Raw genomic sequence first — 14,236 nt, forward strand, 5'->3', positions numbered from 1 at the left:
TGTTAACTTTTTATTCCCCCAGGTTTTATGAAAAATAGCTGACAGAAAATAGCCTTATTGATTGAAAGCAATAATTAATTGCAATTCCATTTACTATCCAACTGCTTAACACCAAAACCGTTTTTACACAAAAAAGCCCCGATTTATATCGAGGCTTTTGATCTATATTTTATTCCCTTTTCAGGGATTTAAGGTTTAAGCGAATTGCTTTCCTTTAACTTTACGTTCTTGCTCCGTTAAGAAGATTTTACGTAAACGCATGCTTACCGGGGTAACTTCGATGTACTCATCAGCCTGGATGTATTCCATAGCCTCTTCCAATGAAAATTTAATTGCCGGTGCAATACGTGCATTATCATCAGTACCTGATGCACGCATGTTAGTTAAAGCTTTACCTTTTACGATATTGATTACTAAATCATTATCACGGATATGCTCTCCTAAAATTTGTCCTTCGTAAATATCAACTCCCGGATCTACAAAGAAACGGCCTCTATCCTGTAATTTATCGATCGAATATGCAGTAGTAGTACCTTTATCCATCGAAATTAATACGCCATTTAAACGACCAGGGATAGTGCCTTTCCAAGGCTCATAAGCTTTGAAACGGTGTGCCATAATTGCCTCACCAGCAGTAGCTGTTAAAACGTTATTACGTAAACCGATAATACCACGAGATGGGATTTCGAATTCTAAGTGTTGTAAATCACCTTTTGGTTCCATAATCAATAACTCACCTTTACGCTGGGTTACCAATTCGATTACTTTACCAGAAACTTCAGCAGGTACATCTACAATTAAAGTTTCAATTGGCTCATGTTTTTTACCGTCAATTTCCTTAACAATTACCTGTGGCTGACCAACTTGCAATTCATAACCTTCACGACGCATTGTTTCGATCAAAACAGATAAGTGAAGAATACCACGGCCATAAACCAACCATGAATCTGCACCCTGAGTTTCAACAACTTTTAATGCTAAGTTTTTCTCCATTTCCTTCATCAAACGGTCTTTGATCCGTTGAGAAGTAACCAATTTACCTTCTTTACCGAAGAATGGCGAGTTATTGATGGTGAACAACATGTTCATTGTTGGCTCATCAATGCTAATTACCGGTAATTGCTCTGGTGCCTCGAAATCAGCGATGGTATCACCAATATCAAAACCATCAATACCTACAACCGCACAAATATCACCAGAACCTACTTCTTGAGTACGGATTTTTCCTAAACCTTCGAAAGTATAAAGTTCTTTAACTCTTGTTTTAACAATTTTGCCATCGCGTTTAATTAAAGTAACGGGTTGGTTTTCTTTAATGGTACCACGGTGAACACGGCCAATTGCGATACGACCTACGAAAGATGAATAATCTAAAGAGGTAATCTGCATCTGCAAAGTACCATCGTTAATTGGTGCTGGTGGAATGTTAGCCACAACAGCATCCAATAAAGCAAAAATATCAGTAGTTGGTTTCTGCCAGTCAGTACTCATCCATCCTTGTTTAGATGAACCGTAAATAACCGGAAAATCCAATTGCTCTTCAGTAGCTTCAAGGTTAAAGAACAATTCGAAAATTTGCTCATAAACCTCTTCAGGGCGACAGTTTTCTTTATCTACTTTGTTCACTACCACAATTGGTTTTAAACCAAGTGCCAAAGCTTTTTGTGTTACGAAACGCGTTTGAGGCATTGCACCTTCAAAAGCATCACAAAGTAAAAGTACCCCATCGGCCATTTTCAAAACACGCTCTACTTCACCGCCAAAATCCGCGTGACCAGGTGTATCGATAATGTTAATTTTTACATCTTTGTATTGAACTGATACGTTTTTAGATACGATTGTGATACCACGCTCACGCTCTAAATCGTTATTATCCAATATCAACTCTCCTGTTTGTTCGTTGTCACGAAAAATAGAACAAGAGTGTAAAATCTTATCAACCAACGTGGTTTTACCGTGGTCAACGTGTGCTATAATAGCTATATTTCTAATCTTTTGCATAAAATGCGCCTCAAATTTGGCGCAAAGATAGTGTTTAGAAATGGATTTTCTACTATATCGCTCACTATTTAATGCTTTAATAACGTTGCAATGGTCTCATTTTTAGTTAGAAAAGCAATTGCAGTAGCGTTTCGGTTTAATCGGCCCTGCTGTACAATTAGCCCTCATAAAAAAATCGGGGCTGCCGTTTCCATCAGGTTTACAAACCAAAGCCTGTTTAAAAAAATCTTTCAAGTTCAAATGAACAAAACAAATGATTAGTTTGAGGGTATTATGTAAATGGAAAAATCAATACAAGAATTATTTGATCAGTATGAAGAAAAGTCGCTTGAAGTAGAAGCAGCAAAAAGGGCTATGGATGCGGCTGAAGTACCAGATTTATCAAAGGAAGAGTACATTACCGCCCCACAGGCCGACGAACACCTTATTGCCTGTATAGAAAGGGAACGCAAAGAACAGGAACTGGAAACCCTTAGCCAGGAGTGGGCTGAAATTCAGGATGAACTGGCAGAAAACCTCTGTAAAATCAATACCAAAGTTTTGGTAAAAGATAGACGGGATGATTGTACCGTGTTGATTCATTGTGAAGGTGGCAGCATTATGATTGAAGATAAAGAAATTACTTAAAATATTAATTATTAAAACTTTACAAAAATTACACCAGTTAATTAGAACCATTAAGGCATTAATATAGCATTCATAAGTGCCGATTATAAGTTTACCTTTAACCAATACTGATAAGAAATCACGCCGAATTCTGGTCTCGCCTCTCCTTCCAAAATGGCAATAAATTCCAGTGCATGTCCATCAGGATCATTAAAATAAATAGCCACAGCAGGCATCCAGGCAAAAACCATGGGTTCACGACAAGGTAGAGATAACTTGTACACGCAAAAAATCATGTTTTTTGATATCAATATCAATAAAATCGATTAACATCATTATTCTGTAAATTGGGTTACCATAATTGCAGTTGATGTATTAAGGGAAACAATACAGATGGAATGAACAAAAAAATTCTAAAGTATACAGGCAGATTTTTAATTGTTTTTATTGCATTAATCGGAATTTACTTCCTTACTGCATTTTGCTGCTCGCGAATTACAATCAATGCCAACCCAACAAATGCTAAAGAAGTTGCCATATATATTATGACGAATGGCGTGCACACTGATATTGTGGTCCCAGCATTTAGCGAAGAAATAAACTGGACAAAAGAAATCCGTTATCAGAACACTTTAGAAGCAGACACTAGTTATCAATACCTGGCGGTGGGCTGGGGAGATAAAAAATTCTATCTGGAAACCCCGGAATTTTCAGACCTTAAACTGAGTAACGGACTTCGGGCAATCTCTGGTCTGAGCACATCGGCTATGCACACTACGTATTATAAAAATATAAGGGAAGATGCAAACTGTATAAAAGTCATGGTCAGCAAAACACAATACCAGCAGCTGTTGCATTATATTTTAAACAGTTTTCAAAGAGATGAGAGCGGACATGTAATCCCTGTTAAATCAAACATTCATTATGATATTGGCGATGCTTTTTACGAAGCCAGGGGCAGTTATAGTATTTTGAAAACCTGCAATACCTGGGCTAATGCCGCTTTAAAAAGCTGTGGACAACGTAGTTGTTTGTGGACAATATTTGATACCGGTATTTTTTTGAAGTATAAGTAAATAACTTTTTTTATAACGCGCGTCATCTTGACTGAAACGCGTGGAATGCCCGTTTCACTCCGCTCGAAATGACGACCTCTTGGGATTTGACGAAGCTCTAACTAAACCTCAAATGCCCAATTTAAAAAAGCAGGCATTACACCTTCCCAGGTTGGCACGTCATGTTTGCCACCAACTTTTTCATAGTAAAAAACATGATCAGGCCGTTTATAACCTTTATTCAGAAGGATCTTAACCACATCAATGGTATCATCTATAGAATCGATAATCAAATTTTTATTGCGATCAGCCTTTTCATCTTCCGTTCCGGTCATCAACCAGAATTTCATATCCGGCTTGCCAGAAGTATTTTCCAATTGCTGATGCATAATGCGGTCGGCATCGGTATAGCCATCATTCAAATCTGTTTTTCTCCACCAAAATGCACCTGAAAAAACACCAACTACATCAAAAGTAGCAGGATTATTCCAGGCAATATCAAAAGCAGATAGACCTCCGAGAGAAAATCCGGCAAAACCCACCTTGCCGGTAATCGGCATTGCAATTTTCTTTTTAACAAAAGGCAAAAGCTCTTTGATCACAAAATCGGTGTATAGGTTAGCTTTTGCCCCACGTCCTTTAAAATCGGGCGCACCTGCAACACCGTATTCCATTAAACGGTCTGCCGAAGCCTTAATGGCTACAACAATTAACCTATGGTTTCTTTTGGCATGGTGGGCATCTTCCAAAATCCGGCTAAAATCCATTTTAGCCACATCTTGCCCATCATTTAATAAAAGAAGTTCTATTTTCTCATTTCCTAAAATGCCTTCAGGTGTATAAATATCTATCTCTACCTCACGCTTTAAATAATTTGAAGATATTGTAAAGCTGCTGGTATTAACTTTTACCGATAAAATTGTGGTGTACTTCATAATCAAGATCCCTATCACATGGCTATCGCCTCAGAATTAGGGTGCAAAGTTACAAATCTCCATAAACTATTAATTATCATAGGTTAATTTTTACAAAATCCTCCTCATTTGATTCATTTTTACCATTTATACTATTCTTATTATAAATTTTAATTTATACCTTAATCATTCAATTTGTATTATGGTTAAAGAAGAACATAAGAAATGGTACAGCCCGAATTTAAGCGGCGAAATCGACATGCTCATCTTTGGTCACGGTGGTATCCCTATCCTACTGTTCCCAACAAGTATGGGTCGATATTTTGAGAATAAGGATTTCAAATTGATTGATTCTGTTGAGGGATTTATCAATGAAGGAAAAATAAAAATTTATTGCCCAGATAGCGTTGACAAACAAAGCTGGTACAACAAAAGCATTCATCCAGCCGACAGGGTTAAAAACCACATCTGGTACGATAAGTATTTATTAGAAGAGGTGGTCCCGCTGGCCAGACAAGAAACCGGACACAGTAAAATTATTACTGCCGGCTGCAGTTTTGGTGGTTATCATGCTGCAAATTTCGCTTTCAGGCATCCCTGGTTAGTTAGCCATATGTTCAGTATGAGTGGCGCTTTCGATATCTCAGGTCAGCTAGAGGGTTTTTACAACGACGATGTTTACTTCAATAACCCGGTCGATTTCGTGTTGAACAACAGCAATCCTGAGCTGCATCATATGAAAATTGTACTAGGCACCACAGACCGGGATATGTGCAGGACAGATAACGAGAATTTATCAAACATTTTAAACAAGAAGGGCATCAACCACTGGCTGGATATCAGACAAAACGCAGATCATGATTGGCCAATCTGGAGAGAAATGTTCCCGGATTATATTGCACAGTTATAGATTAGTCCTTAGTCTCGAGTCCAAAGTCTTTAGCTGATTTAGTTACAAGCATCAAACAATTAGCCGATTAACCAGTTAACAATTAAACAAAATTACCAATATAACCATCATGAGCAAACAAGCATAACCAACAAAAAGGCTCATGATCGCTTCATCACCTTTGAAAGACAATTAAACTATGAAAAAAATAGGGATTTTATTTGGACAGGAACGCTCTTTTCCTGAAGCCGTAATTGAAAGAATTAACCAAAAAGCAGAAAAAGGCATTACTGCCGAAGCTGTGAAAATTGATAAAATATTTCAGAATGTGCCATTAGGTTATTCCGTAATCATCGACCGGATTTCGCAAGATGTACCCTTCTACCGCGCCTCCTTAAAAAACGCTGCCATTACCGGAACTGCCGTAATCAATAATCCATTTTGGTGGAGTGCCGACGAGAAGTTTTTTAACAATGCCCTGGCCGAGCAAATTGGTGTTCCCGTTCCCAAAACAGCCTTGATTCCTTCCAGAGAACACCCAAAAGGAACAACATCAGAATCATTTTCTAATCTCGAAATGCCATTAAATTGGGATGCTATTTTTGAGTATGTGGGTTTTCCGGCCTATATGAAACCTTACGATGGTGGGGGCTGGAGAGATGTTTATAAACTTCATGATAAAGAAGATTTTTTTGATAAACACAGCGGCACCCAACAGCTCGTAATGCTTTTGCAGGAAGAAATTATTTTCGAAGAATATTTCAGGTGTTATTGTATAGGTGGCAAACATGTACGTATTATGCAGTACGACCCACGCAATCCACACCATTTACGCTATGCAACAGAAGGTAAAGCTCCAGATCCAAAATTACTTAAAACAGTAGAAGAGTACACTTTAAGACTATGCAATTATTTAGGATACGATTTTAATACGGTTGAATTTGCTGTGCGTAATGGAGTTCCTATTGCTATCGATTTCTGTAACCCTGCCCCTGATGCCGACATTAAAAGTGTTGGTCAGGAGAATTTTGAATGGGTAGTAGAAACCACTGCAAATTATGCCATAGAAAGAGCTCGCGCGCAAAAAGACGGACAAGATAATTTAACCTGGGGTGAATACATTAAATCGTCAGTTGGGGGCAAACCTTTAATCGTTAAGGCTGGATCAACAGTTACTAAAACAGCCGCGCCGAAGAAAATTAATGCGACCGACAAACCTAAAGCGGCAACAACAGAAAAAACACCTGCAAAACCTAAAAAAGCTGCAGCAAAAAAATAATGGGGATTTAATTTTAAATCAATAAAAGGATGAACGAGTTTACGCTGGGCATAGAAGAAGAATACATGGTAATTGATCCCGTTACCAGAGAACTTACTTCTCACGATCAAAAAATTGTAGAGGCCGCACAAAAAATACACAAAGACCAGGTTAAGGCAGAAATGCACCAGGCCGTAGTAGAGGTGGGTACAGGTATCTGCCGCACGACTACCGAAGCCCGTCAGGAAATTGCTCAATTGCGTTATACGGTCTCTCAACTGGCCGGAGAACAGGGCTTAAGAATTGGTGCTGCAGGTACACACCCGTTTTCTCACTGGGAGAAGCAGCTGATTACCGAACATCCGCGTTATAACGAAATTGTAAACGAGCTACAGGAGGCCGCACGTTCTAATCTTATTTTTGGCCTGCACGTACATGTAGGTTTTCAATCGCGCGAACTGGCCATCCACATCGCCAATCAGGTAAGGTATTTTTTACCACATGTTTTTGCCTTATCAACCAATTCTCCATTCTGGGAATCGCGCAATACCGGTTACAAATCTTTCCGCACCAAAATTTTCGACAAATTTCCTCGTACGGGAATTCCAGATATTTTTAACAGCATTGAAGATTATGACAATTATGTAAAACTGCTCATCAAAACCAATTGCATGGATAACGCCAAAAAAATCTGGTGGGATATCCGCGTGCATCCATTTTTTGATACCGTAGAATTCCGCATTTGTGATTGTCCGATGCTGATTGATGAAACCATGGCGCTGACAGCCTTATTCCAATCTTTGTGTGCCAAACTGTACAAATTGCGTTTACAGAACATGGAGTTTATCAGTTATTCCAGAGCATTGATTAACGAGAACAAATGGCGCGCCGCACGTTACGGAATTGATGGAAACCTGATTGATTTTGGGAAAGAAATGGAAGTAAACTGCCGTAACCTGGTTTTAGAGTTATTGGATTTTGTTGATGATGTAGTGGATGATTTGGGTTGCCGCGACGATATCAATTACGTGCATAAAATATTGGAACATGGTACCGGTGCAGACCGGCAGTTGGCCGTTTACCAACAAACTGGTAACTTTGAGGCGGTGGTAGATTACATTACTAATCAAACACTTATAGGCGCAAAGTAATTTTAGAAATGGATAAAAGAAGTTTAAAGGTAGCTGTTATTGACATGAATAATGGCGCACCTAACCAGGGCATGCGGGGAATTCAGGAAATTTTATCCCGTTTTAAAAACGAAAACCATATCGATTTAAGTTTTGATATTTTTGATTTAAGGCAAAAAGGCGAAATACCAGGCATTGATTACGATGCTTATATTTCAAGCGGCGGCCCGGGCAGCCCAATTGAAAGTAAAGGCGAACAATGGGAAAATGATTTCTTTAACCTTTTAGATCAGATAGAAGATTTTAACCATCAAAACAAAGAAAGAAAAAAGTATGCTTTTCTGATCTGCCATTCCTTTCAACTGGCTTGTAGAAAATATGATCTGGGTAATATAACTGAAAGACGTTCGAATGCCTTTGGCATTTTCCCAATAACCTTAACTGAAGATGGAGAAAATGACGAAATTTTTAATGGCATTACGAACCCCTTCTTTTCAGTCGATAGCAGAGACTGGCAGGTTATAGAACCAGATTTTGCTGCTTTTGAAAAAAAAGGTGCAAAATTATTAGCCATTGAAAAAGAACGTAAACATGTAGATTTAGAACGCTGCATGATGTCGATCCGCTTTTCTGACGAAATCATCGGTACGCAATTCCACCCAGAAGCTGATCCGGTTGGCATGAAAATGTACCTGCTTCAAGAAGAAAAGAAAAAAGCAATCGTTGACATGCATGGCGAACAAAAGTACCTTGATATGCTTAACAGTTTAGATGATCCGGCAAGGATTGTATTAACACAAAGTGTTATTTTACCTAATTTCTTACAAAAAGCAATTAGGAATTTGCAAAAAACAGTCGTCATTGCGAACTGAAGAAGTGGATTGAGCGAACGCGTGAAGCAATCTTTCTCGCATATATCCGTCATTTCGACAGGAGCGCAGCGGAATGGAGAAGTATAAATACCTTCTATAGATTTCTCCCCACCTGTAAGGGCAGGTACTACGGTCGAAATGACGATTACTCTTTTGTAATGAAGTATTCGGCAACAGAAATAAGATACAAAAACCTATGATACCTGCTCAACGCCAAAAATATAACCAACAATTTACGGAAGAGAAGTACCAAAACTTCCTTAATCAACTGCAAAGCGGTTATTCAGAGATCCCTTTTCGTGTTGCAGAAACACCTATTTTTGTTCCCAAATCTTTAAAAGAAAAATTAGTTGCAGCAGGAGAAGAAATTATAAACCTGATTAAGCAACCTAATTTTAAGGCACTCACCCAAAAAGCAATTCCTTCAGATTGGAACGTGCCTAATGAGAACGGGCAGCCACACTTTTTAACTTTCGATTTCGGTATATGTAGAAATCAAGCCGGAGAACTTAGCCCGATGTTAATCGAAATGCAGGGATTTCCTTCCTTATATGGCTTTCAACATCATCTGGGTAAAACTTTTAAAAGCAGTTTTGATATAGATGATTCGGTGAATTATTTCTTGAACAGCTTTACCGAAGAAACGTACATTAAGCTGCTTAAAGAAGTTATTATCGGCCAACATGAACCTGAAGAAGTGGCCTTGATGGATGTGGATGCCCCAAATCAGAAAACGGCCATTGATTTTTTTGTAACCAAAAAAATGCTGGGTATTAAAATTTTGGCATTGGAAGAGATTAAAAAAGCAGGCAACCAATTGTTTTACGAAGAAAATGGTAGAAAGGTTCAACTTAAAAGAATTTATAACCGCCTGATCTTTGATGAGGTGGCTAATAACACCGAAATCTTTAAAAACAGTTTCGATCCGCGTGAAGAACTGGACGTGGAATGGGTCACACATCCCAACTGGTTTTATCGGATCAGTAAGTTTACCATGCCTTTTCTGAAAAGTGAATTTGTACCTGAAACACGTTTTTTAAACGAGATAGAAAAACTTCCCGCCGATTTAGAAAACTATGTGCTTAAACCCTTATTTTCTTTCGCCGGAATGGGGGTTATTATTGATGTGAGTGAAGAAGATATTACCGATATAAAGGATCCTGAAAACTGGATTTTACAACGGAAAGTAAATTATGAAGCTGCAGTACAGTCGCCCGATGGTGGTGTAAAAGCCGAAATCAGGATGATGTATTTATGGCCAGACGGAGGTGAACCCCAACTGTGCATTAATCTTGCCCGGCTAAGCCGTGGTAAAATGATCGGCGTACGGTACAATGCCGATTTCGATTGGGTTGGAGGTACAGTAGGTTTTATGGAGAAATAAACTATGTTTCCTTAACTACAGAGATCATTAAGGATAAGACACAGCGGGACAAGGACATACACTCCGTAGTTCTATAATAAACTAAAAGTCCTTTTATATATGAACTGATCCAATAACACATGCGCTATGCCCTCTGTGTAAAGCTCCGTTTTTCACTGTGGTAAAACAAGATTTGTGCTCAACATATTTACATTAAACTGAACACCTTCCTCTTAAAACCACTTATATTTGTATTATGGATATTCAAACGATTTTAGTCTTTTTACTTTTTGCGGTAGCACTGGTATATGTTGGCCGTTTGGTTTTTAAATCTTTACAGGTAAAAAAAGATGGATGTGGTGGCAATTGTAAATGTGGCGTAGATTTTTCCGATATTAAGCCCATAAAAAAATAATACTCCACCTTTTATGATTCATCAGTTTCAAAAATACTTACAGGAAAAAATAGAGATAACTGATGAACAGTTCGAAAGTATATCGTCTGTTTTAAAAATTAAAAAATTCGATAAAAACGAAATTGTTCAATATACAGGTGATAATTTTAAACATGGGTATTTTGTAGGCAAAGGTTTATTACGTGCCTATTCAATTGATGCAAAAGGCAAAGAACACATCCTTCAGTTCGCCCCCGAAAACTGGTTGGTTTCTGACCGTAATAACATGAATAATGAGCCTTCAATATTCTTTATCGATGCGATAGAAGCAACTGAAGCTGTATTAATGCCTAACAATTTTATGGAAGAAGCAGCCAGGAAAGTACCATGTTTACAGCCCATGCAAATTAAACTGCTCAACAATTCGATTCGCTTCATGCAGAAAAGAATTAACATGTTATTAAGTGCAACTGCGGAAGAAAGATATCTTGATTTTATTAAACTTTACCCTAACCTCACCCTTCGCGTGCCACAGTGGATGATTGCTTCTTATCTTGGCATTACGCCCGAATCGTTAAGCCGCGTAAGGAAAGAACTGGCGAACAAACACTTCAGACCTTAATTGAATAAGTGAATCTTGAATGAGTGAATGCTTCAATCTAACATTTCAACTTTTCAACCGCTAATATTTTAATATTCTCTCATCCAATCCATCTATCATTCAATCATTTCCAATTACTTACCATACATCAATAGGTAGTAAAAACCTGCGCTGTACTTTTGTGTTGTTAATTTAAAAAAGCTCAAAAAACAAAAGATATGGCACAACAGAAATGGACATTAGATCCAACCCACAGCGAATTACAATTTAAAGTAAAACACTTAATGATTACTACTGTAACCGGTAGTTTAAAATCTTTTTCAGCAGAATTATTGTCTGAAGGTGATGAGTTCGAAAATGCAGAGATTTCTTTCAAAGGTGATATCGCTTCTCTCGATACCGGAAATACTGACCGCGACAACCATTTAAAAAGTGGCGATTTTTTCGATGCTGAAAAATTTGCTCACATCGAATTTAAATCTAATTCAGTAGAAAAAGATGGTAGCGATTATATCGTTAAAGGTGATTTAACTATTAAGGGCGAAACTAAACCAGTAAAATTAACCGCAGAATTTGGTGGCATTGCTACTGATCCATGGGGCAATACTAAAGCTGGTTTTACCTTAAGTGGAAAAATTAACCGTTCTGATTTCGGTTTAAACTGGAATGCGGCACTAGAAACTGGCGGTGTAATGGTAAGTGAAGAAGTCCGCATTTTAGGCGAATTACAGTTTGTGAAACAAGCATAATCTAGCATAGAGCAAAGTGCATGGGGCAGTTAATGCTCCTTGCGCTATGCACCATGCCTTAAATTTTGAAGGTAATGGAAACAAAACAAATAGAAAAAGTACTTAAAGCTCCGGCGCCACATATGGTTGGCGACGGGTTTAGGGTACATAATTTTTTTCCAAGCGGTTATCCAATTAATATGAGTCCTTTTTTCCTGATGGATTATGGCTCAAAGATTGAATTTTCTGCAAGGAAAGAACCACGGGGTGTTGGCATCCATCCACATCGTGGTTTTGAAACGGTAACAATTGCCTATCATGGTGCGGTTGCACATCACGATAGCTCTGGAAACAGTGGAGTGATTTACCCGGGTGATGTACAATGGATGACGGCAGCAAGTGGGATACTGCATAAAGAGTATCATGAAGCGAACTACAGTTTAGCTGGAGGCCCTTTTCAAATGGTACAGTTATGGGTTAATTTACCTGCCAAATATAAAATGGGTAAACCAGCCTATCAAGCTATGCAACAAGCGGATATGGCCCGTTTTGATATCCCTGAAAACGGAGGAAAAATCGAAATTATAGCAGGCAATTATGAAGGCATAAAAGGTAATGCCAAGACGTTTAGCCCGATAGAGCTCTATAATGCCCGGCTTAATAAGGGGGGCCAGGCCACTTTTAACTTTCCTGAACATTTTAACACCGGATTGATGGTGATTGAAGGTTCAATTAATATAAATGAATCAGAAACCGCAGTTGCAGATCATTTTATCTATTTCAGCAACAAAGGCACAGCGATTAAAATTGAAGCCTTAGAAAATAGTGTGATTTTAGTGTTGAGCGGAGAACCAATCGATGAACCGATTGCACAATATGGTCCATTTTTAATGAATACTGAAGCCGAGATTCATCAGGCCATTGAAGATTACAATCAAGGTAGATTTGGTTATTTAGAAGAATAAACCCTATTGTTTTAAAACGAGTTAAAACCGGTACTTTTTTTTATAAAATTGCCGGTTTTTTTTGTGGCTTTATATTTCAGGACATTCAGTTGCTAAACAGAACTAAATAAATACTGAAGCAAGTTACCAATGACAGATTTAAATAGTCGGTCGTCATTTAGATTTGTTTTGATATTTTATTTAAGGTTAATAAACCATTTACTTTATCTTAAATTATAAATCAGATTACCTAAAACGGTAGCGGCACATTAAGAGTTCGTCAAGGTTTTTATGCCTATGAAATGATGCAATCCGCTACCGTTTTTTCCCTTAGTGACCAGATAACAATTAGGGCAATACCCATTATTAAGGACTAGGATCGATGGGGTAAAACTTAGGTAACCACTACAAACATAAAAAATAACAGGATGATTGCCACAACAAAATTTTTTATCGGGATCGATGTTTCCAAACCACACTTCGATATTGCATTGATGGCCGTTGTGAACCATGTAAAACAGGAGATCATAACCGCACGGTTTGACAACACCGCTCCAGGGATAAAGCTTTTAGAGAAGTGGTTGAAATCACAGAAAACCACATTCAATGAGGACTCCTTGGTTGTTATGGAAAATACCGGGATCTATCACCGTTTAATATGGACTTTCTGCAGCAACAGAAATCTGCCCATCCATATTGGCAATGCAGCACATATTAAATGGAGTTTTGGGATAGCAAGGGGTAAAAATGATAAGGTAGATAGTATACGTTTATGTAACTATGCATTTAAAGAAGCGGATGATCTAAAGGCCACCCCAGTATTAAATGCACAGTTGTTGCATCTGAAAGATTTTGTATCAGCCAGAACTAAATTGCTTAAACAGAAATCCAGCCTTGGTGTATCGATTAAAGAACTTGAGAATGTCAATGATAAATCACATCAGAAACTGATTGAAAAGGCAATGAAAAATGCACTTGATGGGATCTCGAAATCCATTAAGAATATTGAGGATCAGATCAAAAAGATTATTTCAGAAAACCAGGATTTCAAGCGTAACTATAAACTATTGATCAGTATCCCCGGGATAGGGCATGTTACCGCAGTGTACCTGATTGGCTGCACGGCAAATTTTGCAGGACAGCCCAGCGGGAAAGAACTGGCCTGTTATGCAGGGGTAGCGCCATTTGAACACAGCAGCGGTATAAGTATCAAAGGTAAAACCAGGGTACACCGGATGGCGAATAAAGAACTTAAAAGATTGTTGCATATGTGTGCATTATCTCTAATTCAACATAATCAGGAATTCAAAGCATATTATAACAGAAAAAAGGATGAAGGGAAGCACAGCATGAGCATAATTAATGCAGTCAGAAACAAGATAGCGTTAAGGGTTGCTGCAGTTATAAAAAATCAAGCCAGCTATAAAAATAACTATAAAATAGCTGCTTAAAATTTGTTTTTATCATAACAATCATTTCGA

At 38.1% G+C, this 14,236-nt stretch carries 15 protein-coding genes; 12 read left to right on the forward strand and 3 right to left on the reverse strand.

The genetic code is table 11. The annotated features are described in order from the left end of the window. Nucleotides 1-195: 195 nt before the first annotated feature. On the reverse strand, nucleotides 196-2,001 hold the full coding sequence (gene typA, locus BLR60_RS18840) for a translational GTPase TypA (protein ID WP_090502651.1): 1,806 nt from the start codon (nucleotides 1,999-2,001) through the stop codon (nucleotides 196-198). Nucleotides 2,002-2,280: 279 nt separating this feature from the next. Here typA and BLR60_RS18845 point away from each other — a divergent pair, with 279 nt between their 5' ends. Then, nucleotides 2,281-2,628 carry a hypothetical protein gene (locus tag BLR60_RS18845; protein ID WP_090502653.1) on the forward strand — a complete coding sequence of 116 codons (348 nt, stop codon included), beginning with the start codon at nucleotides 2,281-2,283 and terminating at the stop codon, nucleotides 2,626-2,628. 83 nt (nucleotides 2,629-2,711) lie between these two features. On the opposite strand, the gene BLR60_RS18850 is transcribed toward BLR60_RS18845, so the two are convergent. Continuing rightward, the gene (locus BLR60_RS18850) at nucleotides 2,712-2,891 is read right to left on the reverse strand and encodes a hypothetical protein (protein WP_244155702.1); all 180 of its coding nucleotides are present in this window, start codon (nucleotides 2,889-2,891) and stop codon (nucleotides 2,712-2,714) included. A 114-nt stretch (nucleotides 2,892-3,005) separates the two neighbouring features. On the opposite strand from BLR60_RS18850, the gene BLR60_RS18855 reads away from it, so the two are divergent. After that, complete coding sequence (locus tag BLR60_RS18855; RefSeq protein ID WP_090502655.1) at nucleotides 3,006-3,683, forward strand: TIGR02117 family protein; 678 nt, start codon at nucleotides 3,006-3,008, stop codon at nucleotides 3,681-3,683. Between the two features lie 101 nt (nucleotides 3,684-3,784). Here the strand turns inward: BLR60_RS18855 and BLR60_RS18860 are convergent, their stop codons facing one another. Then, nucleotides 3,785-4,597, reverse strand: coding sequence for an alpha/beta hydrolase (locus BLR60_RS18860; RefSeq protein WP_090502657.1), 813 nt, complete (start codon nucleotides 4,595-4,597; stop codon nucleotides 3,785-3,787). A 181-nt stretch (nucleotides 4,598-4,778) separates the two neighbouring features. On the opposite strand from BLR60_RS18860, the gene BLR60_RS18865 reads away from it, so the two are divergent. The 10 genes from BLR60_RS18865 (at nucleotide 4,779) to BLR60_RS18910 (ending at nucleotide 14,206) form a co-directional block, all read left to right on the forward strand. Further along, a complete protein-coding gene (locus BLR60_RS18865) occupies nucleotides 4,779-5,486 on the forward strand; it encodes an esterase family protein (protein ID WP_090502659.1) in 708 nt (235 codons plus the stop codon). 178 nt (nucleotides 5,487-5,664) lie between these two features. Next, entirely contained in the window at nucleotides 5,665-6,744 is a 1,080-nt protein-coding gene (locus tag BLR60_RS18870) for an ATP-grasp domain-containing protein (RefSeq protein ID WP_090502661.1), read from the forward strand. A gap of 29 nt (nucleotides 6,745-6,773) precedes the next feature. After that, nucleotides 6,774-7,874, forward strand: a complete 1,101-nt coding sequence (locus BLR60_RS18875) for a carboxylate-amine ligase (RefSeq protein WP_090502663.1) — start codon at nucleotides 6,774-6,776, stop codon at nucleotides 7,872-7,874. 8 nt (nucleotides 7,875-7,882) lie between these two features. Beyond that, nucleotides 7,883-8,725, forward strand: a complete 843-nt coding sequence (locus BLR60_RS18880) for a type 1 glutamine amidotransferase (RefSeq protein ID WP_090502665.1) — start codon at nucleotides 7,883-7,885, stop codon at nucleotides 8,723-8,725. A 196-nt stretch (nucleotides 8,726-8,921) separates the two neighbouring features. Beyond that, nucleotides 8,922-10,109 (forward strand): ATP-grasp domain-containing protein, encoded by a 1,188-nt coding sequence (locus BLR60_RS18885; protein ID WP_090502667.1) that lies wholly within the window; start codon nucleotides 8,922-8,924, stop codon nucleotides 10,107-10,109. A gap of 235 nt (nucleotides 10,110-10,344) precedes the next feature. Next, complete coding sequence (locus BLR60_RS18890; RefSeq protein WP_084153161.1) at nucleotides 10,345-10,503, forward strand: FeoB-associated Cys-rich membrane protein; 159 nt, start codon at nucleotides 10,345-10,347, stop codon at nucleotides 10,501-10,503. A 13-nt stretch (nucleotides 10,504-10,516) separates the two neighbouring features. Further along, entirely contained in the window at nucleotides 10,517-11,104 is a 588-nt protein-coding gene (locus BLR60_RS18895) for a Crp/Fnr family transcriptional regulator (protein WP_090502669.1), read from the forward strand. Nucleotides 11,105-11,301: 197 nt separating this feature from the next. Continuing rightward, a complete protein-coding gene (locus tag BLR60_RS18900) occupies nucleotides 11,302-11,832 on the forward strand; it encodes a YceI family protein (RefSeq protein ID WP_090502671.1) in 531 nt (176 codons plus the stop codon). Nucleotides 11,833-11,906: 74 nt separating this feature from the next. Continuing rightward, entirely contained in the window at nucleotides 11,907-12,776 is an 870-nt protein-coding gene (locus BLR60_RS18905) for a pirin family protein (protein ID WP_090502673.1), read from the forward strand. Nucleotides 12,777-13,183: 407 nt separating this feature from the next. Then, entirely contained in the window at nucleotides 13,184-14,206 is a 1,023-nt protein-coding gene (locus BLR60_RS18910; RefSeq protein ID WP_090502675.1) for an IS110 family RNA-guided transposase, read from the forward strand. The last annotated feature ends 30 nt before the right edge of the window (nucleotides 14,207-14,236 follow it).

This window comes from Pedobacter terrae (genome assembly GCF_900100705.1).
Taxonomy (GTDB): Bacteria; Bacteroidota; Bacteroidia; order Sphingobacteriales; family Sphingobacteriaceae; genus Pedobacter; species Pedobacter terrae.

Coding starts and splice junctions, on each gene's coding strand:
- BLR60_RS18845 (WP_090502653.1), top strand. CDS start 2,281: ATGGAAAAATCAATACAAGAATTATTTGATCAGTATGAAGAAAAGTCG.
- BLR60_RS18870 (WP_090502661.1), top strand. CDS start 5,665: ATGAAAAAAATAGGGATTTTATTTGGACAGGAACGCTCTTTTCCTGAA.
- typA (WP_090502651.1), bottom strand. CDS start 2,001: ATGCAAAAGATTAGAAATATAGCTATTATAGCACACGTTGACCACGGT.
- BLR60_RS18860 (WP_090502657.1), bottom strand. CDS start 4,597: ATGAAGTACACCACAATTTTATCGGTAAAAGTTAATACCAGCAGCTTT.
- BLR60_RS18875 (WP_090502663.1), top strand. CDS start 6,774: ATGAACGAGTTTACGCTGGGCATAGAAGAAGAATACATGGTAATTGAT.
- BLR60_RS18880 (WP_090502665.1), top strand. CDS start 7,883: ATGGATAAAAGAAGTTTAAAGGTAGCTGTTATTGACATGAATAATGGC.
- BLR60_RS18895 (WP_090502669.1), top strand. CDS start 10,517: ATGATTCATCAGTTTCAAAAATACTTACAGGAAAAAATAGAGATAACT.
- BLR60_RS18910 (WP_090502675.1), top strand. CDS start 13,184: ATGATTGCCACAACAAAATTTTTTATCGGGATCGATGTTTCCAAACCA.
- BLR60_RS18855 (WP_090502655.1), top strand. CDS start 3,006: ATGAACAAAAAAATTCTAAAGTATACAGGCAGATTTTTAATTGTTTTT.
- BLR60_RS18890 (WP_084153161.1), top strand. CDS start 10,345: ATGGATATTCAAACGATTTTAGTCTTTTTACTTTTTGCGGTAGCACTG.
- BLR60_RS18905 (WP_090502673.1), top strand. CDS start 11,907: ATGGAAACAAAACAAATAGAAAAAGTACTTAAAGCTCCGGCGCCACAT.
- BLR60_RS18865 (WP_090502659.1), top strand. CDS start 4,779: ATGGTTAAAGAAGAACATAAGAAATGGTACAGCCCGAATTTAAGCGGC.
- BLR60_RS18900 (WP_090502671.1), top strand. CDS start 11,302: ATGGCACAACAGAAATGGACATTAGATCCAACCCACAGCGAATTACAA.
- BLR60_RS18885 (WP_090502667.1), top strand. CDS start 8,922: ATGATACCTGCTCAACGCCAAAAATATAACCAACAATTTACGGAAGAG.